This window comes from Micromonospora sp. CPCC 206171 (assembly GCF_036906755.1).
Taxonomy (GTDB): Bacteria; Actinomycetota; Actinomycetes; order Mycobacteriales; family Micromonosporaceae; genus Micromonospora; species Micromonospora purpureochromogenes.
The window spans coordinates 585049-607150 of the sequence record NZ_JBAKHT010000001.1; the positions used below are offsets into that span (position 1 = coordinate 585049).

Below are 22102 nucleotides of genomic sequence, written 5' to 3' on the forward strand. Positions count from 1 at the left end.
AAGTGGCAGGACGACGCGCCCGCACGGGGCGGGGCTGGGATGCCAGCCCGTCCCGGGCGGGTGACGGCACCACCCCACGGCCCCGTCGGGGTCGTCGTGGCCGGTCCGACGAGACCGAGCCGGAGGCGACCCCGGCCCCGCCGCGCGACGAGGCCGAGGTGGCCCGGGAGATCTGCCTGCGGCAGCTCGCGGTGCGCCCGCGTACCCGGGCCGAGCTGGCCGGAGCGCTGGCCAAGCGGGGCATCTCCGACGAGGTGTCGGCCGACGTGCTCGACCGGTACGACGAGGTCGGCATCATCGACGACGCCGCCTTCGCCCGCGCCTGGGTCTCCAGCCGGCACACCGGCCGGGGCCTGGCCCGCCGGGCGCTGGCCAACGAGCTGCGCCAGCGCGGCGTGGACGGCGACGTGGCCAGCGAGGCGCTCGGCGAGCTGGACGAGGAGACCGAGGCGGAGACCGCCCGCGCCCTGGTGGAGCGGAAGCTGCGCACCGCCCGGGGCGAACCGGACGCGGTGTTCCGCCGGCTGGTCGGGATGCTCGCCCGCAAGGGCTACCCGCCGGGCGTGGCGATCCGCGCGGTGAAGGACGCGCTGGCCGCGCAGAGCGCCGAGGCGGCCGAGTTCGCCGAGCAGATCGACGCCGACGCCCTGGCCGAGGCCGAGGGCGAACTGGACCGCGACCCCCGCGCCGTCGACTGACCCGCCACCCGCTGACCCGATCCGTCCGTGAGACGCGCTGCCACCAGCAGCACCGCGGCCCCACCGCCGCCTTGATCATGCCGGTGCCGTCCGGGCGGGGAAGGATGACCCGGTGCTGAAGGCGTGTCTCAACGGCGGCCGGGATCGCGACGAGCATCCCGGCGTGCCGGTCACCCCGGCCGAGCTGGCCGCCGACGCGACCCGCTGCGCCGACCTCGGTGTGGCCGCCGTGCACGTCCACCCCCGCGACGCCTCGGGCGTGGAGTCGATGGCGCCGGCGGTGATCGCCGACGCGGTGACCGCCGTCCGGGCCGCCCGGCCGGGGCTCCCCGTCGGGGTGAGCACCGGGGCGTGGATCGAGCCGGATCCGGCCGCCCGGGTCGCCGCCGTACGGGCCTGGACGGTGCTGCCCGACTTCGCCTCGGTCAACGCGCACGAGGAGGGGGCGGAGGCGGTCGCCGCCGCACTGCACGAACGGGGCGTGCTGGTCGAGGCCGGCCTCTGGACCCCGCAGGCCGTCCGCGCCCACCGGGCGTGGCGGGTGCCGGTCGGGCGGATCCTCGTCGAGTGCACCCCGGACGACCCGGCCCGGGCGCTGGCCGACGCCGACGCCATGCTCGCGCTGCTCGCCCCGGCTGGCCCGCCGGTGCTGCTGCACGGCGAGGGTGCCGCCGCCTGGCCGGTGCTCGCCGAGGCGGTACGCCGGGGCCTGGACACCCGGATCGGCCTGGAGGACAGCCTCGGCCTCCCGGACGGCGCTCCCGCCCCCGACAACGCCGCCCTGGTCGCCGCCGCCCGCGCCCTCGGCGCCTGCTGAACTCCGCGCTTCCGGTACCTGCTGACTGCGCGCTCGGCGCCTTCTGACCGCCCTCGGCGCCCGACGACCCGCCGTCGGCGCCTACCGACCAACCGCCGCCGACGCCTCCAGATCCCGCGCTCCCTGGCGGCGCCCCCGTCGGGGCCGTGAGCAGGTCCGGAAGGGGAAGCGCACCCGGCTCGCCGGGTCGTTTGTCCGCTGCTGTCCGTCATGCCATCGGCAGCGGGTGACGGCTCAACTTCGCTCCGTTCGGGGGGTTTGATCATGAGTTCTTGACCGAACGGCCCTCCGCGACCTAGCCTCGCCCTACAGGCTCACATTGCCCGACCAGCGCAGGCTAAGCGCACAACATAGATCGCGTAACAGAACAGCATCACTTTGGCCAGCTCCACCGGCCTTTGACGGTCGCTCCGGACAGCCGGTCCGGAGCCGATCCGACAACTGCACCCGGCGGTCGACGATGCCCTGCGGGGCACCGCCGACGGAGAGCTGTACCCGCGGCCAGCCGCTCGGTCGGGCGTCCAGGGCCGTGGAGGCGCGTGCCCGCCGGCACAAACCTCCACGGTGTCGACGTTCAGGGGAGGCGGCCATGGCGGGGCGGCACAGGGACCACGGGTCCCCAGGGGGTGTCGGCGGTCGGGGGTTCGCCGGTGGCGTAGGGCGGTCCGACCTGGCGCGCGGTAGTGACCGGTCCGACCTCGCGCACGGCAGTGACGGGGCGCCGAGATGAGCGGCGTCGAGGTGGTGCTGCTCGTCGCCGTGCTGCTGCTGGCGCTGGTCGTCGTGGGCGCGGTGCTCTTCGGCGTCCGTGCGCTCCGCGGCTTCCGTGCGGCCCCGGCCCCGGAGGACCCGGCCTTCATCGCCGAGAAGGACCGCCAGGAGCAGTCCCTGGCGGCGCTGCGCAGCGCCGCCGACGAGGCGAACAGCACCATCGACGTGGCGAAGTCCGCCGCGGCCGCCGCCCGGACCGAGGCGGCCGCCGCGAAGGCGGAGGCGAAGTCGGCCCGGGCCGAGGCCCGCCGGGTGCTAGACGACGCCCGGGCCGAGGCGGACACCATCCTGGAGCGGGCCCACCGGCAGGCCGAGGCCGACGCCGAGCAGTTGCGGACCGCCGCGCGGCGTAGCGGTGAGCGGGAGGTGGCCGTCCTCGCCGCCACCACCCGCGAGCAGGCCGCCGAGGTGGAACGCCGGGCCGCGCGGATGGACGAGCGGGAGCGGCTGCACACCGAGGAGGTCGAGCGCCTGGCCGAGCGGGAACGGCAGCTCACCGTGGCCAGCGCCGAGCTGGCGCGGCGGGAGGCCGGGCTGGTGGAGCGGGAGACCGAGTTGGCGGCCGCCGAGGAGCAGCGCCGTCGTGAGTTGGAACGGGTGGCCGGGCTGACCGCCGACGCCGCACGGGCGGAGCTGATCGAGGCGATCGAGACGCAGGCCAAGCGGGAGGCCGCGCTGCTGGTGCGGGACATCGAGTCCGACGCCCGCAACACCGCCGAGCAGCGCGCCCGGCACATCGTGGTGGACGCCATCCAGCGGGTGGCCAGCGAGCAGACCGCGGAGAGCGTGGTCAGCGTCCTGCACCTGCCCGGCGACGAGATGAAGGGGCGGATCATCGGCCGGGAGGGGCGCAACATCCGCGCCTTCGAGTCGGTCACCGGGGTCAACCTGATCATCGACGACACCCCGGAGGCGGTGCTGCTGTCCTGCTTCGACCCGGTACGCCGGGAGGTCGGCCGGCTCACCCTGGAGAAGCTGGTCCTCGACGGTCGGATCCACCCGCACCGGATCGAGGAGGTGCACGACCTGGCCCGCCAGGAGGTGGAGGAGCTCTGCCACCGGGCCGCCGAGGACGCCCTGGTCGAGGTCGGCATCACCGAGATCCACCCGGAGCTGGTCACCCTGCTCGGCCGACTGCGCTACCGGACGTCGTACGGGCAGAACGTGCTCAAGCACCTGGTGGAGACCGCGCACATCGCCGGGATCATGGCCGCCGAGCTGCAATTGGACATCCCCACCATCAAGCGGTGCGCGTTCCTGCACGACATCGGCAAGGCGCTCACCCACGAGGTGGAGGGCTCGCACGCCATCATCGGCGCCGACCTGGCCCGCAAGTACGGCGAGAGCGAGGACGTGGTGCACGCCATCGAGGCGCACCACAACGAGGTGCCGCCGCAGACCATCGAGGCGGTGCTCACCCAGGCCTCCGACGCCTGCTCCGGCGGGCGGCCGGGCGCCCGGCGGGAGAGCCTGGAGGCGTACGTCAAGCGGCTGGAGCGGATCGAGGAGATCGCGGCCGGCAAGCTCGGCGTGGAGAAGGTCTTCGCCATGCAGGCGGGCCGCGAGGTCCGGGTGATGGTCAAGCCGGAGGACGTCGACGACATCGGCGCGGCGGTCCTGGCGCGGGACGTGGCCAAGCAGATCGAGGAGGAGCTGACCTACCCGGGTCAGATCCGGGTGACCGTGGTCCGCGAGTCCCGGGTCACCGAGATCGCCCGCTGAGTCCGGGCGGCCCGCGCAGCGCGGGCCGAGTGGATTACCCGAAGGGCCGCCCCGAATCGTTCGGGGCGGCCCTGATGGTCGGTGCGGCGCGGCTCAAGCGCCGCCTCCGCCGCCTCCGCCGCCCTCGGCCTGCGAGATGAGCGCCGCGGGCGGCGGGTTCTGGGCCGGGGTGTTGGCGGTCTTGCGGCCCTGGGAGAGCCGTCGCTGGAGGTACTGGGCGAGCTTGGACAGCGAGTAGTTCACCACGATGAAGAGCACGGCGATCACGACGTAGACCTGGATCGGGTTGCCCAGCACGCCGATGATCTGCTTGCCGATGTTGAGCGTCTCCTCGTAGCTGATGATGAAGCCCAACGAGGTGTCCTTGAGCACGACGACCAACTGGCTGATCAGCGCCGGCAGCATGATCCGGAACGACTGCGGCAGCAGGATCATGCGGGTGACCTGCATCGGCGAGAGGCCGATCGCGGCGGCGGCCTCGGCCTGGCCGCCGGGCAGCCCCTCCATGCCGGAGCGGAGGATCTCCGCGATGACCACCGAGTTGTAGATGGTCAGGCCGATCACCAGGTACCAGAGCGTGTCGAACGAGGCGCCGAACTCGGGGAAGCCGCGGGCCACGAAGAAGATCGTGATGACCACGGGCAGGCCGCGGAACACCTCGACGCAGACCCGGGTGACCGCCGAGAGCAGCAGGCTCAGCCCGCGCAGCAGGTACGCCACCGGCGTCGCCAGCCCGGTGAAGCGGCGCCGGGTCAGGCTCTTGAGCTGGATCCGCAGCACGGCCAGCAGGGTCCCGATCACCAGCGACGCGACGATGGCCAGCGCCGCCGCGATCAGGGTGTTCTTGAAGCCGAGGCCGATCCGCTCCCAGACCAGGGAGAAGTTCTCGTTGGAGGGGTCGACCAGCGGCCCCCACAGCTCCATCGAGAACTGGCCCTTCTCGTCCAGCGGCCGGTAGATCAGGAAGTACGCCCCGACGAGCAGGGCCACCCCGGCGATCACGCTGCTGATCAGGGTGATCCGCTGCTGGCGGGGGCCGGGGACGTCGTAGAGGACGCTGGTCTGCTGACTCATCGGGCCACCGCCTGTCGCTTCTCGATCCGGTCCAGCAGGGCGCCGAGCGGCACGGTCATGATCAGGTAGCCGATCGAGATGCCGATGGCTACCGGGATGAAGGCGTAGCCCTCGGCTCCGGTGAGCTGGTCGGCCGTGGCCGACAGGTCGCCGACGACCCCGAAGAAGCCGGCCAGCGCCGAGTTCTTGATCATCGCGATGATGACCGAGCCGAGCGGCACCACCGAGGCCTTCCAGGACTGCGGCAGCACCACGTACCGCAGGTTCTGGCCGAAGGTCAGGCCGAGCGACCGCGCGGCCTCGGCCTGCCCGGCGGGCACCGCGTTCACCCCGGAGCGCAGCGCCTCGCAGACGAAGGCCGCGGTGTAGAGCACCAGGGCGATCAGGGCGAAGCGGAAGTACGGCAGGTCGGTGTCGAGCCGGCTGAACACCGCGTCCAGGCCGGGGATGCGCAGGAAGTCGGCGTTGGAGCCGAGCGCCGGCAGGCCGAAGGCGGCGAAGAACATCACCACGGTCAGCGGCATGTTCCGGAAGACGTTCACATACCCGGTGCCGACCGCGCGCAGCGGCGGCACCGGGGAGATGCGGAGTACCGCCACGACGGCGCCCAGGAGCAGGGCGCCGATCGCGGCGAGTACGCAGATCTGGAGGGTGAGCCAGAAACCACCCGCAAAGACGTCGAACTTGTCGATGAGCACGTTCACGGGTCGGTGTTCCTCCCCACCCTCTGCGATCGAAGGATCAGATCAGTAGCGGTTGACGGTCGGGGCGGTGCCCAGCTCCGCGCCGAACTTGCCGGCGGTGTCGTCCCAGGCCTTCTTCCAGCTGCCGTCGGCGAACGCCTTCTCCAGCGTGTCGTTGATGAAGTTGCGGAACGCGGTGTCCTCCTTCTTCACCCCGATGCCGTACGGCTCCTTGGTGAAGTTGTCGCCGGCGAGCTTGAAGGCACCCTCGTTCTTGGCGATGTAGCCGAGCAGGATCACGTTGTCCGTGGTGACGGCGTCGACCTGGCCGCCGTTGAGGGCGTCGCGGCACTTGTCGTAGGTGTCGAAGAGCACCAGCTGGGTGGCGACGTCCTTGACGTACTGCTTGATCGTCTCGGCCGGGGTCGAGCCGGTGACTGAGCAGACCTTCTTGGTGCCGTCCTTGAAGGAGTCCGGGCCGGTGATCGTGGTGTCGTCCTTCTTGACCAGGATGTTCTGGCCGGCCTCGTAGTACGGGCCCGCGAAGGCGATGCGCTCCTTGCGCTTGTCGTTGATCGTGTACGTCGCCGCGACGAGGTCGACGGTGCCGTTGACGATGACGTCCTCACGGACCTTCGACGGCGTCTCGACGTACTCGATCTTGTCCTCGGGAATGCCGAGCTCCTTGACGATGATCTTGGCGATCTCGACGTCGAAGCCCTCCGGCTTGCCCGACAGGCCCTTCTGACCGAAGCCCGGCTGGTCGAACTTGGTGCCGATCTTGATCTTCTGGGCCTTGTTGAGCTTCTCCATGGTGCTGCCGGCGGCGAAAGACTTGCTGCCGGCGCCGGTGCCCTCGTCGGAATCGCCGCCGCAGGCGGCCATGCCGAGCGCCAGCGTGGCGGCCGCCGCGAGCGCGGCTACGCGCTTGATACGCATACTCATCTCCTTCTTGGACGGAGCCCGCCGGAGAACGGCGTGCTCCACGTACGGACGCCTAGTGCGTGAGGATCTTGGAGAGGAAGTCCCTGGCCCGCTCGCTGCGGGGGTTCGCGAAGAACTCGGCCGGCGGGGCGTCCTCGACGAGCTGGCCGTCGGCCATGAAGATGACCCGGTTCGCGGCGTGCCGGGCGAAGCCCATCTCGTGGGTCACCACGACCATGGTCATGCCGTCGCGGGCCAGCGAGGTCATCACGTCCAGCACCTCGCCGACCATCTCCGGGTCGAGCGCGCTGGTCGGCTCGTCGAAGAGCATCGCCTTGGGCTGCATGGCCAGCGCGCGGGCGATCGCGGCGCGCTGCTGCTGGCCGCCGGAGAGCTGGGCGGGGTACTTGTCGGCCTGGTTGGCGATGCCGACCCGGTCCAGCAGGGCCAGGCCGCGTTCGCGGGCGGCGGCCGGCTTCTCCTTGCGGACCTTGATCGGGCCGATGGTGACGTTCTCCAGGATCGTCTTGTGCGCGAAGAGGTTGAACGACTGGAAGACCATGCCGACCTCGCTGCGCAGCTTCGCCAGCGCCCGACCCTCGGCGGGCAGCGGCTGCCCGTCGAAGGTGATGGTGCCGGAGTCGATGGGCTCCAGCCGGTTGATCGTCCGGCAGAGCGTCGACTTGCCGGAGCCGGAAGGGCCGATCACCACGACCACTTCGCCCCTGCCGACGGAGAGCGACACGTCGTCCAACACGTGCAGCGGGCCGAAGTACTTGTTGACCCCGTCCAGCACGATGAGCGGTTCGCCCGTCGTCACGTCGTACACCGTCCCTGTCGTCTGTCCCGGAAGCGGGGTCGGTCGACCCCCGGTTGGGCAACTGTAGGCGGGGTGAAGTGGCGGAACGCAACCTGGTTGGTCACGGAGCGGTAACACCACTGCCGGCCGTGCCCAGGAGTCCGAATTCCGCCCCTGCGCGGGGAGTCCGAGTAGCGGTGGCGGCGCTTCGCCGAGATCATGTGGGGATGACCGACCGGGTCCGCCTGACCGATTACGCCCGTGGCGGCGGCTGCGCCTGCAAGATCCCTCCTGGGGAGCTGGAGGCGATGGTGGCCGGGCTGGGCCCGGCCGGTGGCACCGCCGAACTGCTGGTCGGGCTGGACCACGGCGACGACGCCGCGGTGGTCCGCCTGGACGAGCGGACCGGGCTGGTCAGCACCGCCGACTTCTTCACCCCGGTGGTCGACGACCCGTACGACTGGGGCCGGATCGCCGCCGCCAACGCGCTCTCCGACGTGTACGCCATGGGCGGCACCCCGCTGGTCGCGTTGAACCTGCTCTGCTGGCCGCGCGAGGTGCTCCCGCTGGAGCTGGCCCGCGAGGTGCTGCGCGGCGGGCAGGACGTGACCCGGGAGGCCGGCTGCCACCTCGCCGGCGGGCACAGCGTCGACGACGACGGCCCCAAGTACGGCCTGGCCGTCACCGGCGTGGTCCGCCCCGAGGAGCTGATCACCCTGGACGCCGGCCAGGCCGGCCTGCCGCTGTCGCTGACCAAGCCGCTCGGCGTCGGGGTGCTCAACACCCGGCACAAGCGGACCGGCGAGCGGTTCGCCGAGGCGGTCGCCTCGATGGCCGCGCTCAACTCCGACGCCGCCCGCGCGGCGGTCGCGGCCGGCATCCGCTGTGGCACCGACGTCACCGGTTTCGGCCTGCTCGGGCACGCCGCGAAGCTGGCCCGGGCCAGCCGCCTCACCGTCGCGATCGACACCGCCCGGGTGCCGTACCTGCCGGGCGCGCGGGAGGCCGTCCGGGACGGGTACGTCAGCGGCGGCACCCGGCGCAACCTGGACTGGGTGACCCCGTGGACCGACTTCGGGTCCACCGACGAGGCGGACCGGCTGCTGCTCGCCGACGCACAGACCTCCGGCGGGCTGCTGGTCGCCGGGGAGGTCCCCGGTGGCACCGTGGTCGGCGAGCTGCTGCCCGCCGGCGAGCACCGCCTCGTGCTCCGCTGACCCCGCCCACCGGTCCGCCCGGGACTGCTCCGCTGACCCCCGCCCGCCGGCCCCCGAGGAGGAGCGGCGGCTGCGCGAACCCGACACGAACCCGCCGGCCCCGGTTACCCGGATCGGGTACCATACCCGATAAACTGTCACCTTCCCGCTACTCGGTGCAACGACGCCCGAGGAAATTTTGCCCGTAATGGTCACAGACCGGTAACTTGCCCCCGGCTGAGGTCAAATGCACCCCACCATCGTCAGTAAGGCCCGATCCGGAGGCCGGTGGGACGAACGCAGCGAGGAGGCGGCATGACCGAGCTGTGGAACTGGAGAATCGACGGGGCGGCACCGGTGGAGGTGTACCCCGCGCTGGCCGAGGCGCTCGGTCGGGTGGTGATGCCCCTCGCCGTCGCCGACCCGGCCCGGCTGCCCACGTACGCGGTGATCTGCGACGTGTGGGAGGCGCCGGGGGAGTTCGGCACGGTGGTGGACTGCTACGGGGTGCCCGAGCGGCTCAACGAGCGCACCAGCATCGCCGCGCTGGCCCGGCTGCTGGACCGCAACTGCCTGCTGACCGACGACACCCTCGACGCCGGCCGGCACCTGCTGGTCGCGCCGGACGGCACGATCCGCCCGGTGCACTTCGACGTGACCGAGACCGACGACGGCGAGGTGCTCAGCAACCAGCGGCTCTGCACGCTGGCCCATCCCGGCTGCCGGGGCTGGTCCCGGTGCCACCGCTCGCGTTGGGCGCCCGACTCGGTCAACCCGGCCCTCGCCGCGGCCTGACCCCCGCCCCCTGCCCCACGCGCCCGCCCCTCCGCGCGCACTTTCAGAGAAGGCGCGGCTGTCGAGGCCGGAACAGCCACTCTTTCCCTGAAAGTGCAGGCGCAGGACCGGGGGCGGGCAGGTCGAGGGGTCAGGCGGTGCGGGTCGGGCGGGAGCCGCGGACCTGCAGCTGGTCGAGCAGGGTCGCCGTGGCGGCGGCCACGGCGCGCACCGCCTCGTCGAACGCCTCGGCGTTGTGTGCGGCCGGGGCGCGGAAGCCGGAGATCTTGCGGACGTACTGCAACGCCGCCGCCTCGATGTCGGCCGGCGTCACCTCCGGCACGTACGGCTCACGCAGGGTCTTGATGCTTCGGCACATGGCTCCTCCTCGTTCGGGTCCACCCGGTCGGCCCGGATACGCTGTGCACGTCATGACTACCGCAGCCGCCAGCAGCCCGCGCACCTACCAGGTGCGCACCTACGGCTGCCAGATGAACGTGCACGACTCCGAGCGCATTTCCGGCCTGCTGGAGCAGGCCGGCTACGTGCGCGCCGCCGAGGTCGACGACAACCCGGACGTGGTGGTGTTCAACACCTGCGCCGTCCGGGAGAACGCCGACAACCGGCTCTACGGCAACCTGGGTCATCTGCGCCCCGTGAAGGACAAGCACCCCGGCATGCAGATCGCCGTCGGCGGCTGCCTGGCCCAGAAGGACCGCGGCGAGATCGTCCGCAAGGCCCCCTGGGTCGACGTCGTCTTCGGCACGCACAACATCGGCTCGCTGCCGGTGCTGCTGGAGCGGGCCCGGCACAACACCGCCGCCGAGGTGGAGATCCTCGAATCCCTCGACGTCTTCCCCTCCACGCTGCCCACCCGGCGCGAGTCGACGTACGCCGGCTGGGTGTCGATCTCGGTGGGCTGCAACAACACCTGCACGTTCTGCATCGTGCCCTCCCTGCGCGGCAAGGAGAAGGACCGCCGCCCCGGCGACATCCTCTCCGAGGTGCGGGCCCTGGTCGACGAGGGCGTGCTGGAGGTGACCCTGCTCGGGCAGAACGTCAACTCCTACGGCGTCGAGTTCGGCGACCGGTACGCGTTCGGCAAGCTGCTGCGCGCCTGCGGTGACATCGACGGGCTGGAGCGGGTCCGGTTCACCAGCCCGCACCCGAAGGACTTCACCGACGACGTGATCGCCGCGATGGCCGAGACGCCGAACGTCTGCCACTCGCTGCACATGCCGTTGCAGTCCGGCTCCGACGATGTGCTGCGCGCGATGCGCCGCTCGTACCGGTCCGAGAAGTACCTGAGGATCATCGAGAAGGTCCGGGCGGCGATGCCGGACGCGGCGATCACCACCGACATCATCGTCGGCTTCCCCGGCGAGACCGAGGCCGACTTCCAGCGAACCCTGGACGTGGTCCGCGAGGCCCGGTTCTCCTCGGCGTTCACCTTCCAGTATTCGAAGCGCCCCGGCACGCCCGCGGCCACCATGGACGGCCAGCTGCCCAAGCAGGTCGTGCAGGAGCGCTACGAGCGGCTGATCGCCTGCGTCGAGGAGATCACCTGGGCGGAGAACAAGCGCCTGGTGGGGGAGACCGTCGAGGTGCTGGTCGCGGTCGGCGAGGGGCGCAAGGACGAGCGCACCGGCCGGCTGTCCGGCCGGGCCCGCGACGGGCGGCTGGTGCACTTCGACGCCGGCTCGTACGCCGGGTCGATTCGCCCCGGCGACATCGTGCACACCACCGTGACGTACGCGGCCCCGCACCACCTGAACGCCGACGGCGAGCCGCTGTCGCACCGGCGTACCCGGGCCGGCGACGCCGCCGAGGCGGGCCGCCCCCCGCGTACCCCCGGGGTGCTGCTCGGGCTGCCCACGGTCGGCGCGCCCGCCGCGGCGCCCGCGCCGACCACCGGCTGCGCCGCGCACTGACGCCACCGCCGACGGCCGGGACCTCCCCGCGGAGGCCCCGGCCGTCGGCGTGTCGGGGACGGGTCAGCAGGCGGTGCCGTTGAGTTTCACCGTGCCCGGCGCGGACGCCGCGCCGTTGGCGGTGAAGCCGATCGTCACCGACGCCCCGGCCGCGAGGGACCGCGACCAGTCCGGCGCGGCGGCGGTGACCGTCGTGCCGGACTGGGTGACGGTGGCGTTCCAGCCGCTGGCCAGGGTCACCCCGGACGGCCAGGCCCAGGTCACCGACCACGGGTTCATCGCGGCGGTGCCGGTGTTCTTCACCGTCAGCTCGCCCTGGAAGCCGCCCTGCCATGCGTTGACCTGCTTGTAGCTGGCGGTGCAGCCGCCGGTCGGCGCCGGGGTCGTCGGCGTCGGGCCCGGGCTGGTCGGCGTCGGCGACGGGCCACCGCCGCCCACCGGCGGGATCAGGTACGGCTGGAGGATGGCCTGCTTGGTGGTGTTGATGTTGGTCCAGTCGTCCAGCGCGATGCCGCCGGTGTCACCGGAGTTCGGGTTCCAGGACCAGTAGGTGAAGGACATCCCGGTGACCCCGGTGCCGGTGTAGGCCATCAGGTTCTCCAGCCAGACCTTGTCCTTCGGGTCCGCGAGGGTGCTGCCGAACTCGCCCATCATGATCGGCGCGATGTTCTGCTTGTGCAGGTAGCCCCAGTACTTGTCCCAGATCGCCGGCAGGTTCGCCGGGTAGTCGGGGGCGTCGAACCAGGTCTGGCGGTAGACCGAGGTGGCGTACTCGTGCGGCGAGTAGACCAGCCGGTTCGCCACGTTCAGCCGGACCGGGAAGTCCTTGGCCTTCGTGAGGTTGCCGCCCCACCAGCCGCAGTCCTCGTCGTTGCTGGTGTCGCCGTCCCAGACGTTCGACAGCCCGCCGCTGGGGCAGCTCACCCCCTCCACGAAGATCAGCCAGTTCGGCTGCACCCCGAGGATCGCGTTGCCGGCCCGCTCGGCCGCCAGCCGCCAGTCCCGGGCGGTGTCCCCGCAGCCCCAGCAGGCGCCGGTGGCGGCCGGGTTGGTGCCCTCTGCGTGCGGCTCGTTGTGCAGGTCCGCGCCGATCACCGTCGGGTTGCCCGCGTACCGCTGGGCGAGCATCTTCCAGTCGTTGATCCAGGTCGCCTCGGAGACCGTCGAGGTGTACCAGAGCGGCGACTGCCCGGCCGCGGTCGGCCGGTGCCGGTCCAGGATGACCCGCATCCCCTTGCCGCCGGCGTAGTCGATCACCTTGTCGAGGATCTGCAACGGGGAGAGCCCGACCAGGTCGGGGTTGACGAAGTCGTTGATCCCGCTGGCGGTCGCCCCCGGCTTCAGCGCGTCGTTGGAGTAGGGGATGCGCAGCGTGTTGTAGCCGAGGCTGGCCATCTTGTCGAGCTGACCGCGCCACGGGTTGCTCGACCAGAGCCCGTGGAACGTCTTGTTGTCCGTCTCCATGCCGAACCAGTTGATGCCGGTGAGTCGGACCGTGGCGCCGGTGCTGTCGACGATCTTGTTACCGCTGGTGTGCAGGTAGCCGGTGCCGGTGCCGCCGACGGCGGCGGCCGCCGGGGTGGCGCTGACGGCGGCGGCGACGAGGACGCCGGCCGCGGCGGTGGCGAGCGCGGTGAGCGCGCCGCCGAGGGCGGTGGGTCGGTGCATGCGAGCTCCACTTCGGATGCCCCGCCGCGCCGTGGTCAGGCGGCGCGAGGGGCGGAAGGCCAGGTCGGGTGGCCGCGCTCTTCCCCGGGTACGCGGACAGTGCGCGACAAACGGCGTCCCGAAGACGCCTCCACTCGCTACGGACACCGGCGACTCCCGACGGTGGTGTCCACCGTCGATGCCCTCGCGCCGGAGCCTGACCTGGCTCTGCCGCCCATTCTGATCAGCACACCTCGATGCCGTCAACCGCCCCACCAGAACCACGCTTTCCCACCCACCCCGACCCACCCCACCCCCCACCCCGGGGTCCCACCCGGGCGCACTTTCACGGAAAGCGGGCCTATCCGTCGCAGAATGAGGCCGCTTTCTCTGTATGTGCGTGGATCTTGGGGGCGAGAGGCGGGGTGGGCAGGGCGGGGTTGGGATGCGCGGGAGCCCCGGTCCCGTCGAGGGACCGGGGCTCCCGGAACGCTACGGCGTCAGCCGGCCTGCTCGGCGAGCTGGAGGAACTGCCGCTTGGAGGCGAGCGCCTGCTCGGCCTCCTTGATCCGGCGGGCGTCCCCGGCGGCCTGCGCCCGGGCCAGCCGCTCCTCGGCCTCGGCCACCTGCGCCCGCATCTGGGCGAGCAGCGGGTTGTCCTCCTTGGTGGTCCGTCGCCAGGCGGAGTCCATGACCTCGCGGACCTTGTCGTCCACGGCCCGCAGCCGCCGTTCCAGCCCGGCGGCGGCCTCCCGCGGCACCCGACCGGCCTCGTGCCACTGCGCCTGGATCTCCCGCAGCTTGGCCTGCGCGCCCTTCGGGTCGGCGTCGACGTCCAGCGCCTCGGCCTCGGCGATCAGGGCCTGCTTGCGCTCCAGGTTGGCCCGCTGCTCGTTGTCGCGGGCCGAGAAGACCTCGCTACGCCGGCTGAAGAAGGCGTCCTGGGCGGCCCGGAACCGTTCCCAGAGCTTCTGCTCGGCCTCCTTCGAGGCGCGCGGCGCGGCCTTCCACTGGTTCATCAGCTCCTTGAGCTGGTTGGCGGTGGCCGCCCAGTCGGTGGAGTCCGTCAGCTTCTCCGCCTCGGCGACCAGCTCCTCCTTGACCGTCTGCGCCTGCTTGCGCTGCTGGTCGAGGGAGGCGAAGTGGGCGCCCCGGCGGCGGGTGAACCCGTCCCGGGCGGCGGCGAACCGCTTCCACAGCTCACCGTCGGCCTTCTTGTCGACGCCGCGGATGGTCTTCCACTCGTCGAGGATCTCCTTGAGCCGGTCACCGGCGGTCTTCCAGCCGGTCGACTCGGCGGCCAGCTTCTCCGCCTCCTCGACCAGGGCGGTCTTGCGGGCGAGCGCCTCGCCGCGGGCGGCGTCCCGGGCGGCCTTGGCCTCACCGGCCTTCTCCTCGGCGACGCCGGCGAGCTTGTCCAGCCGTGCGGCCAGGGCGTCGATGTCGCCGACGACGTGCGCCTCGGCCAGCGAGGCGCGGATCCGGCGGATCGTGGTCAGGGAGTGGCCGGCGTCCGCCGCGCCCGAGTTGAGCCGGGCCTCGGTGAGGTCCACCTCGGTCACCAGGTCGGCGAAGCGCCGGGCGAAGTGGGCCAGCCCCTCCTCGGGGGCACCCGCCTGCCAGGATCCGACCACCCGCTCGCCCTCGGCGGTCTTGACGTACACGGTGCCGTCCGCGTCCACCCGTCCGAAGGCAGTCCAGTCGCTCATGTGCCCATCCTCGTTCTCCCGGCGTCGACGGGACGGACCCCGCGAACGCCGCCACGGCGCAGCCAAGTTACTCCCGGCATTGTCACAGGTCCGCCCCCGTGAGTGTGAAGCGCCTGTCGTCGACCGTGACCATACGGTGTCCTACCGCTGCAATGACCGGATCGGCGCGGGGACGCACCGGCGCGTCCGGCTACCGTGAACCCGTGCCTCTGGTCGCCGCCGCCGTCTGCCCCCACCCGCCCCTGATCGTGCCCGAGCTGGCCGGCGCCGCCGCCGTCGAGCTGGACGACCTCCGCAACGCCTGTGACGCCGCCGTCACGGGGCTGCTCGCCGCCGCGCCGGACGTGCTCCTGCTGGTCGGCGCCGGGCCGCGGACCACCACCTTCGACGCCGCGGACGTCGGCTCGCTGCGGGCGTACGGGCTGGACCGGCAGGTGCCGCTCTGGAAGACCAACTGCGCCGGCGGCGAGCGGCTGCCGCTGAGCCTGACGGTCGGCGCCTGGCTGATCGGCCGGTCGGGAACCCCGCTGCCCCGGCTGGCCCGGTCGGTGGCGACCGACGCGTCGCCGGCGGACTGCGCCGAGCTGGGGGCGGCACTCGTCGGCGAGCCCGATCGCCGGGTCGCGCTGCTGGTGCTGGGGGACGGGTCGGCGTGCCGGGGCCGGCAGGCGCCCGGCTACGACGACCCGCGCGCCGAGGCGTACGACGACGGGGTTGCCCGGGCCCTGGCCGACGCGGACGCCGACGCCCTGCTCGGCCTGGACCCGGTGCTGTCGGAAGAGTTGCGGGTGGCCGGGCGGGCGCCCTGGCAGATGCTGGCCGGCGCGGCCCGCGCGGCGGGCGGCGACTGGCGGGGCGAGGTGCGCCACTACTCGGCGCCCTACGGCGTTGCCTACGTCGTGGCGTCCTGGGAGCCGGCGTGACCGGCACCGTGGTGGCGGTGGTCGGTCCAACCGCGGCCGGCAAGTCCGCGCTGAGCATCGCCCTGGCGCACGCGCTCGACGGTGAGGTGGTCAACGCCGACTCGATGCAGCTCTACCGGGGCATGGACATCGGCACGGCCAAGCTGACCCCGGCCGAGCGGGAGGGCGTGCCGCACCACCTGCTGGACATCTGGGACGTCACCGAGCCGGCCAGCGTCGCGGAGTACCAGCGGCTGGCCCGCACGGCGGTCGACGACATCCTGGCCCGGGGCCGGGTGCCGCTGCTGGTCGGCGGCTCCGGGCTGTACGTGCGGGCGGTGCTGGAGCAGTTCGAGTTCCCCGGCACCGACCCGGTGGTGCGGCAGCGGCTGGAGGCGGAGCTGGCGGCGGTGGGACCGGCCCCGCTGCACGCCCGGCTGGCGGCGGCCGACCCGGCCGCCGCGGCCGGCATCCTGCCCGGCAACGGCCGGCGGATCGTCCGGGCCCTCGAAGTGATCGAGCTGACCGGGGCACCGTTCACCGCCTCGCTGCCCGAACCGACCCCGTACTACCCGTCGGTGCAGCTCGGCGTCGACCTGGACACCGCGCTGCTGGACGAGAGGATCGCGCTGCGGGTGGACCGGATGTGGGCCGACGGGCTGGTCGCGGAGACCCGTGAGCTGGTCGGCCACGGCCTGCCCGAGGGGCGCACGGCCAGCCGCGCGCTCGGCTACCAGCAGGTGCTGCGCTTCCTGGCCGGGGAGCTGACCGAGACCGAGGCGCACGACGAGACGATCCGGGCCACCCGGCGCTTCGTGCGCCGGCAGCGTTCCTGGTTCCGCCGCGACCCCCGCATCCACTGGCTCGACTCGGCCTCGCCGGCGGTTGTCGACACTGCGCTGCGGATCGTCGCCGACCATCGGGGATGATGGGGGCGTGGAGTTCACCAAGGGCCACGGCACCGGCAACGACTTCGTCATCCTGCCCGATCCGGACGGGGCGCTCGACCTGACGCCCGGGCTGGTCGCCGCGATCTGCGACCGGCGGCGCGGCGTCGGCGGCGACGGCGTGCTGCGGGTGGTGCGGGCGGCGAAGCATCCGGAGGGCGCCGCCCTGGCGGCCGAGGCCGAGTGGTTCATGGACTACTGGAACTCCGACGGGTCGTTCGCGGAAATGTGCGGCAACGGCGCCCGGGTGTTCGTCCGCTACCTGCTGGAGACCGGGCTGGCCACCCCCGCCGGCGCGGCGCTGCCGGTGGCCACCCGGGCCGGCGTCGTGCGCGCCCGTTTCGAGGCCGACGCCATCGCCGTCGAGATGCGCCGCCCCCGGGTGTACGACGCCTCGACCGCCACCCTGGGCGGACTGACCCTGCCCGGCGCGGCGGTGGACGTCGGTAACCCGCACCTGGTCTGCGCGCTGCCGGCCGGGCTGGAGCTGACCACCCTCGACCTGACCCACGCGCCCGAGTACGACGCCGGGGTCTTCCCGGCCGGGGTGAACGTCGAGTTCATCGCGCCGGCCGAGCCGGTCGCCGGCACCGACGGGCACGTGCTGATGCGGGTCTACGAGCGGGGCTCGGCCGAGACGCTCTCCTGCGGCACCGGCGCCTGTGCGGTGGCCGCGGTGGCCCTGCGCGACGCCGCCCGGGACACCGGCACGGTCGCGGTCGACGTCCCCGGCGGTCGCCTGACGGTGACCGTCACCGACGACTCCTGCTGGCTGGCCGGCCCCGCCGTCCTGGTGGCCACGGGCACCATCACCCCCGCCACCCTGCTCCCCTGAGCCGTCGGGCCCGTCGACGCAAAATTTCCTGATCAACGCCGCAGGCCCCGGGCGCTGCGGCGATCATCAGGTTGACTGGTCGTTTCGTTCTATTTCGGTGCGGCCGACCTCATGATCAACGCGTGAGGCGTGGGTCTGGGTGCGGTTGTTGTCGCTTCAGCGACAACAACCGCACCCGGAATGTCGGTCAGGGGGTCGCCGAGGCGTTGGCGGCGATCTCGGGGAGGTCGGCCGGGCCGGAGTCCGCGGCCGGTCGCGGCGCGGTGGCCGGGTTCTGGGCGGCGGCGCGGACGGCGGCGGCGACCGCCGGGGCGACCCGGGAGTCGAAGACGCTCGGCACGATCACCGTCGGGTTGATCTTGTCCTCGCCGACCACGTCCGCGATGGCCCGAGCCGCGGCGAGCGCCATCTCCTCGGTGAACTCCTCGGCGTGCGCGTCGAGCATGCCCCGGAAGACGCCCGGGAAGGCGAGCACGTTGTTGATCTGGTTCGGCTGGTCGGAGCGGCCGGTGGCGACGACCGCGGCGTGCTTGCGCGCCTCCCGCGGGTCGACCTCCGGGTCCGGGTTGGCCAGCGCGAAGACGATCGCGTCCTTCGCCATGGTGGCGATGTCGTCGCCGGTGAGCAGGTTCGGCGCGCTCACCCCGATGAAGACGTCCGCGCCCCGGACCGCCCCGGGCAGGTCGCCGGCGTAGTTCTCCTTGTTGGTGTTCTCCGCCAGCCACTGCCAGGCCGGGTTGAGCCCGGTCAGGCCGCGGTGCAGGGCACCCTGCCGGTCGTACGCGATGATGTCGCCCACGCCCTGGCGCAGCAGCAGCTTCATGATCGCGGTGCCCGCCGCGCCGGCCCCGGAGACGACCACCCGGACGTCCGGGAGCTGCTTGCCCACGACGCGCAGCGCGTTGGTCAGCGCGGCCAGCACGCAGATCGCGGTGCCGTGCTGGTCGTCGTGGAAGACCGGGATGTCCAGCGCCTCGCGCAGCCGGGCCTCGATCTCGAAGCAGCGCGGCGCGGCGATGTCCTCCAGGTTGATCCCGCCGTACGCGGGGGCGATCGCCTTGACGATCTGCACGATCTCGTCGGTGTCCTGGGTGTCCAGCACCACCGGCCAGGCGTCCACCCCGCCGAAGCGCTTGAACAGCGCCGCCTTGCCCTCCATCACCGGCAGCGAGGCGGCCGGCCCGAGGTTGCCCAGGCCGAGCACGGCCGAGCCGTCGCTGACCACCGCGACGGTGTTGCGCTTGATGGTCAGCCGGCGGGCGTCCGCCGGGTTCTCGGCGATCGCCATGCAGACCCGGGCCACCCCCGGGGTGTACGCGCGGGACAGCTCGTCGCGGGTGCGCAGCGCCACCTTCGGGCTGACCTCGATCTTGCCGCCGAGGTGCAGCAGGAACGTCCGGTCGGAGACCTTGCGCACGTCCACGCCGTCCAGCGCGGTCAGCGCGTCGACCACCTGGTCGGCGTGGCTCGCGTCGGCGGTGTCGCAGGTGAGGTCGACGATGACGCTGGCAGGGTCGGAGTCGACCACGTCGAGGGCGGTGACGATCGCCCCGGCCTCACCGACCGCGGTGGTCAGCCGGCCGATCGAGGAGGCGTCCGCGGGTACCGCGATCCGGATCGTGATCGAGAATCCGGCACTCGGTAGTCGGGTGATTGCCACGGGGTCCCTCCGTCGACGCTGAGCGGCTCGCCAGGCATTTCTACCCGCCTGCCGAGGTCGCCCGGCATCCGCCCCCGACTTTTGCCACCCCGGGGGCGGGCATATAGCAGGTGCGTCCGGCGTTGCCACATGTCAGGATTACTTTCCTTAGCGGCAAAAAACGGACAGGAGACCGGTTTGCGGAACCAGGAGAGCTTCGTGCCCTTCGAGGACGAGGAGCTCGATGTCACCACCGGCGAGATGGAACTGTCGGAGCGTCAGTCGCTGCGGCGCGTCCCCGGCCTCAGCACCGAACTCACCGACATCACCGAGGTCGAGTACCGGCAGCTGCGCCTGGAGCGGGTGGTCCTGGTGGGCGTCTGGACCGAGGGCACGCAGAACGACGCGGAGAACTCGCTGACCGAGCTGGCGGCGCTGGCCGAGACGGCCGGCTCGCAGGTGCTCGAGGGGCTGATCCAGCGGCGCAACCGCCCGGACCCGGCGACGTACATCGGCCGGGGCAAGGTCGACGACCTGGGCGCGATGGTCCTCGCCACCGGCGCCGACACCGTCATCTGCGACGGTGAGCTGTCGCCGTCCCAGCTGCGTAACCTGGAGCAGCGCACCAAGGTCAAGGTCGTCGACCGGACCGCGCTGATCCTCGACATCTTCGCCCAGCACGCCAAGAGCAAGGAGGGCAAGGCGCAGGTCGAGCTGGCCCAGCTCGAATACCTGCTGCCGCGCCTGCGCGGTTGGGGTGAGACGCTGTCCCGGCAGACCGGTGGTTCCGGTCGCGGCGGCGGCGCCGGCGGCGGCGTGGGTCTGCGTGGTCCCGGTGAGACCAAGCTGGAGACCGACCGGCGCCGGATCCGTACCCGCATCTCCCGGCTGCGCCGCGAGATCAAGGGCATGAAGACGGTACGCCAGACCAAGCGCGCCCGGCGCTCCCGTAACGCCGTGCCCGCGGTCGCCATCGCCGGCTACACCAACGCCGGCAAGTCGAGCCTGCTCAACCGGCTGACCGGCGCGGGCGTGCTGGTCGAGAACGCGCTCTTCGCCACCCTCGACCCGACCACGCGCAAGGCCACCACCGCCGACGGCCGGCTCTACACCCTCTCCGACACGGTCGGTTTCGTCCGGCACCTGCCGCACCAGATCGTCGAGGCGTTCCGCTCGACCCTGGAGGAGGTCGCCGAGGCGGACCTGGTGGTGCACGTCGTCGACGGCGCCCACCCGGACCCGGAGGAGCAGGTCCGGGCGGTCCGCGAGGTGCTCTCCGAGGTCGGCGCCGACCGGCTGCCCGAGCTGCTGGTGGTCAACAAGACCGACGCCGCCGACGAGGACACCCTGCTGCGGCTCAAGCGGCTCTGGCCGGACGCGATCTTCGTCTCCGCGCACAGCGGGCGCGGCATCGACGGGCTGCGCCAGGCCGTCGAGGAGGGGCTGCCCCGCCCGGCGGTGGAGGTCCGCGCGGTGCTCCCGTACGACCGGGGTGACCTGGTGGCCCGGCTGCACCGGCAGGGCGAGGTGCTGAGCACCTCCCACCTGCCCGAGGGCACCTTGCTGCACGTGCGCGTCGGTACGGCGCTCGCCGCCGAGCTGGCGCCGTACGCCGCGGTGGAGGCGGTGGCCGGGGCGCGGTAGCGCTCCCGGCGTGACACGCCCGTTCACCGCGGCATGCGACACTGGCGCAATGCGCCGCGCTGTTTCCTCGGTCACGGTTGCCCTCGGTCTGCTGGGGGCCATCGTGGCGTCCGCCGGTGTCGCCCTGGCGGCACCGGCGACCTCCGCTCCCGCCCCGAAGAAGCGCTGTACGGTCACCGACGAGCGGCTGGACGAGCTCTCCGGGCTGGTGGCGACGAAGACCGGCTACATCGTGGTCAACGACGGCTCGCTGCAGGCCAACCGGAAGCGGATCTTCTACCTGGACACGAAGTGCCGGGTCATCAAGGAGGTCAGCTATACCGGCTCGGGCCCCTTCGACACGGAGGACCTGGCCGTCTCGCCGGACGGGAAGACGCTCTGGATCGCCGACATCGGGAACAACCCGGGGACGGACCGGCGCCCCCGGATCGCGGTGTGGAGCATGCCGATCGACGGCGGTAAGCAGCCGGTGCTGCACCGGATGTCGTACCCGGACCAGAAGCAGCGCGACGCGGAGGCGCTGCTCATCGGCGCCGACGGCCTGCCGTTGGTGATTACCAAGGTGCCCAGCGGCAAGGCCGAGATCTACACCCCGACGGGGAAGCTGCCCAAGGGTGACACCGATCCGGTCCCGATGAAGAAGGTCGGTGAGATCAGCCTCCCGGAGACGACCACCGACAACCCGATGAACATCTTCGGTCGGGTGTCGATCACCGGGGCGGCCCGCTCGCCCGACGGCTCAAAGGTGGTGCTGCGCACCTACGCGGACGCCTTCGAGTACGGCGTGACCGGCGACGACATCGTGGCGGCGGTGACCACCGGCAAGCCCCGGGTCACTCCGCTGGACGATCCGTTCGGCGAGGCGATCTCGTACACCCGGGACGGGAAGACCTTCGTCACCGTCTCCGACGGCGGCACCCTCAACGACGACGACCCGATCGACATCCTCGCGTACACCCCGTCGACGACCGGGGCCGAGGCGCTCGCCGGAGCCGACGGCGCCAAGAAGCCGGTGGCCGAGAAGTCCTGGTACGACTCGCTCAGCCTGGACCAGATCACGTACCTGATCGGCGCGATCGGCGTGCTCGGCGCGCTGCTGGTCGGCGCGGGCATCGTCGGCATCCTGCGGTCCCGGCGCCGGCCCGCCCCGGCCGACGACAGCCGGGACGGCGACGATCCGTTCTCCTCCGGGGCGATCGACCGGGGTCCCGACGACGGCGTCGGCCCCGGCGATCGGGGCGGTCCGCGCGCTGGCGTCTACGGCGGCGCTCCGGCGGCCGGCGTCTACGGCGGCCCCGGGCCGGCCGGTGCCGCCCCGGGCCGGGCGCCCGGGGGCGGCGGCGTCTACGGCGGCGGTCCCGGTGGCCGTCCCGACGGGCCCGGCGTGCCG

19 protein-coding genes are annotated in these 22102 nt (G+C 72.5%); 11 read left to right on the forward strand and 8 right to left on the reverse strand.

The window, feature by feature from the left end; genetic code table 11:
* Window positions 1-2 precede the first annotated feature (2 nt).
* From V6U89_RS02630 to rny, 3 genes are all read left to right on the forward strand, one after another.
* Entirely contained in the window at window positions 3-698 is a 696-nt protein-coding gene (locus tag V6U89_RS02630; protein WP_334568956.1) for a regulatory protein RecX, read from the forward strand.
* Window positions 699-810: 112 nt separating this feature from the next.
* The gene (locus V6U89_RS02635; RefSeq protein WP_334568957.1) at window positions 811-1515 is read left to right on the forward strand and encodes a 3-keto-5-aminohexanoate cleavage protein; all 705 of its coding nucleotides are present in this window, start codon (window positions 811-813) and stop codon (window positions 1513-1515) included.
* Between the two features lie 726 nt (window positions 1516-2241).
* Window positions 2242-4008, forward strand: a complete 1767-nt coding sequence (rny, locus tag V6U89_RS02640; RefSeq protein ID WP_334568958.1) for a ribonuclease Y — start codon at window positions 2242-2244, stop codon at window positions 4006-4008.
* Window positions 4009-4101: 93 nt separating this feature from the next.
* Here the strand turns inward: rny and V6U89_RS02645 are convergent, their stop codons facing one another.
* From V6U89_RS02645 to V6U89_RS02660, 4 genes are read right to left on the reverse strand one after another with little or no spacing between them, the layout of a single operon-like run.
* Window positions 4102-5082, reverse strand: coding sequence for an amino acid ABC transporter permease (locus V6U89_RS02645; RefSeq protein ID WP_334568959.1), 981 nt, complete (start codon window positions 5080-5082; stop codon window positions 4102-4104).
* Complete coding sequence (locus V6U89_RS02650; protein ID WP_154942820.1) at window positions 5079-5786, reverse strand: amino acid ABC transporter permease; 708 nt, start codon at window positions 5784-5786, stop codon at window positions 5079-5081. The genes V6U89_RS02645 and V6U89_RS02650 overlap by 4 nt, the downstream gene beginning before the upstream one ends.
* A 42-nt stretch (window positions 5787-5828) precedes the next feature.
* The gene (locus V6U89_RS02655) at window positions 5829-6704 is read right to left on the reverse strand and encodes a glutamate ABC transporter substrate-binding protein (protein WP_334568960.1); all 876 of its coding nucleotides are present in this window, start codon (window positions 6702-6704) and stop codon (window positions 5829-5831) included.
* Between the two features lie 58 nt (window positions 6705-6762).
* The gene (locus tag V6U89_RS02660; protein WP_334568961.1) at window positions 6763-7518 is read right to left on the reverse strand and encodes an amino acid ABC transporter ATP-binding protein; all 756 of its coding nucleotides are present in this window, start codon (window positions 7516-7518) and stop codon (window positions 6763-6765) included.
* A gap of 191 nt (window positions 7519-7709) precedes the next feature.
* Between V6U89_RS02660 and selD the strand changes: the two genes are divergently transcribed.
* A complete protein-coding gene (selD, locus tag V6U89_RS02665) occupies window positions 7710-8705 on the forward strand; it encodes a selenide, water dikinase SelD (RefSeq protein ID WP_442933853.1) in 996 nt (331 codons plus the stop codon).
* A 294-nt stretch (window positions 8706-8999) separates the two neighbouring features.
* Window positions 9000-9479, forward strand: a complete 480-nt coding sequence (locus V6U89_RS02670) for a hypothetical protein (protein WP_280836429.1) — start codon at window positions 9000-9002, stop codon at window positions 9477-9479.
* Window positions 9480-9609: 130 nt separating this feature from the next.
* Here V6U89_RS02670 and V6U89_RS02675 read toward each other — a convergent pair whose 3' ends face one another.
* Window positions 9610-9837 (reverse strand): DUF2277 domain-containing protein, encoded by a 228-nt coding sequence (locus V6U89_RS02675; RefSeq protein WP_334568963.1) that lies wholly within the window; start codon window positions 9835-9837, stop codon window positions 9610-9612.
* 52 nt (window positions 9838-9889) lie between these two features.
* Between V6U89_RS02675 and miaB the strand changes: the two genes are divergently transcribed.
* Window positions 9890-11389, forward strand: a complete 1500-nt coding sequence (gene miaB / locus V6U89_RS02680) for a tRNA (N6-isopentenyl adenosine(37)-C2)-methylthiotransferase MiaB (RefSeq protein ID WP_334568964.1) — start codon at window positions 9890-9892, stop codon at window positions 11387-11389.
* Between the two features lie 63 nt (window positions 11390-11452).
* On the opposite strand, the gene V6U89_RS02685 is transcribed toward miaB, so the two are convergent.
* Window positions 11453-13057: a cellulase family glycosylhydrolase gene (locus tag V6U89_RS02685; protein ID WP_334568965.1), complete on the reverse strand. Its 1605-nt coding sequence runs from the start codon at window positions 13055-13057 to the stop codon at window positions 11453-11455.
* Between the two features lie 479 nt (window positions 13058-13536).
* On the reverse strand, window positions 13537-14745 hold the full coding sequence (locus V6U89_RS02690) for a DUF349 domain-containing protein (RefSeq protein ID WP_334568967.1): 1209 nt from the start codon (window positions 14743-14745) through the stop codon (window positions 13537-13539).
* Window positions 14746-14897: 152 nt separating this feature from the next.
* Between V6U89_RS02690 and V6U89_RS02695 the strand changes: the two genes are divergently transcribed.
* The 3 genes from V6U89_RS02695 to dapF are packed head-to-tail and all read left to right on the forward strand — an operon-like array spanning window position 14898 to window position 17429.
* Window positions 14898-15668 carry a hypothetical protein gene (locus V6U89_RS02695; RefSeq protein WP_334568969.1) on the forward strand — a complete coding sequence of 257 codons (771 nt, stop codon included), beginning with the start codon at window positions 14898-14900 and terminating at the stop codon, window positions 15666-15668.
* Window positions 15551-16576: a tRNA (adenosine(37)-N6)-dimethylallyltransferase MiaA gene (miaA, locus tag V6U89_RS02700; protein ID WP_442933854.1), complete on the forward strand. Its 1026-nt coding sequence runs from the start codon at window positions 15551-15553 to the stop codon at window positions 16574-16576. The genes V6U89_RS02695 and miaA overlap by 118 nt, the downstream gene beginning before the upstream one ends.
* Before the next feature lie 7 nt (window positions 16577-16583).
* Window positions 16584-17429, forward strand: coding sequence for a diaminopimelate epimerase (dapF, locus tag V6U89_RS02705; protein WP_334568972.1), 846 nt, complete (start codon window positions 16584-16586; stop codon window positions 17427-17429).
* Between the two features lie 187 nt (window positions 17430-17616).
* Here dapF and V6U89_RS02710 read toward each other — a convergent pair whose 3' ends face one another.
* Window positions 17617-19089 carry an NAD-dependent malic enzyme gene (locus tag V6U89_RS02710; protein ID WP_334568973.1) on the reverse strand — a complete coding sequence of 491 codons (1473 nt, stop codon included), beginning with the start codon at window positions 19087-19089 and terminating at the stop codon, window positions 17617-17619.
* A gap of 177 nt (window positions 19090-19266) precedes the next feature.
* On the opposite strand from V6U89_RS02710, the gene hflX reads away from it, so the two are divergent.
* Window positions 19267-20712: a GTPase HflX gene (hflX, locus tag V6U89_RS02715; protein WP_334568974.1), complete on the forward strand. Its 1446-nt coding sequence runs from the start codon at window positions 19267-19269 to the stop codon at window positions 20710-20712.
* A 49-nt stretch (window positions 20713-20761) separates the two neighbouring features.
* Window positions 20762-22102, forward strand: a 1341-nt coding sequence (locus V6U89_RS02720) for a hypothetical protein (RefSeq protein ID WP_334568975.1), incomplete at its 3' end; no start/stop codon positions are given.

Coding starts and splice junctions, on each gene's coding strand:
- V6U89_RS02685 (WP_334568965.1), bottom strand. CDS start 13,057: ATGCACCGACCCACCGCCCTCGGCGGCGCGCTCACCGCGCTCGCCACC.
- V6U89_RS02645 (WP_334568959.1), bottom strand. CDS start 5,082: ATGAGTCAGCAGACCAGCGTCCTCTACGACGTCCCCGGCCCCCGCCAG.
- miaB (WP_334568964.1), top strand. CDS start 9,890: ATGACTACCGCAGCCGCCAGCAGCCCGCGCACCTACCAGGTGCGCACC.
- V6U89_RS02675 (WP_334568963.1), bottom strand. CDS start 9,837: ATGTGCCGAAGCATCAAGACCCTGCGTGAGCCGTACGTGCCGGAGGTG.
- V6U89_RS02655 (WP_334568960.1), bottom strand. CDS start 6,704: ATGCGTATCAAGCGCGTAGCCGCGCTCGCGGCGGCCGCCACGCTGGCG.
- V6U89_RS02690 (WP_334568967.1), bottom strand. CDS start 14,745: ATGAGCGACTGGACTGCCTTCGGACGGGTGGACGCGGACGGCACCGTG.
- rny (WP_334568958.1), top strand. CDS start 2,242: ATGAGCGGCGTCGAGGTGGTGCTGCTCGTCGCCGTGCTGCTGCTGGCG.
- V6U89_RS02695 (WP_334568969.1), top strand. CDS start 14,898: ATGACCGGATCGGCGCGGGGACGCACCGGCGCGTCCGGCTACCGTGAA.
- V6U89_RS02670 (WP_280836429.1), top strand. CDS start 9,000: ATGACCGAGCTGTGGAACTGGAGAATCGACGGGGCGGCACCGGTGGAG.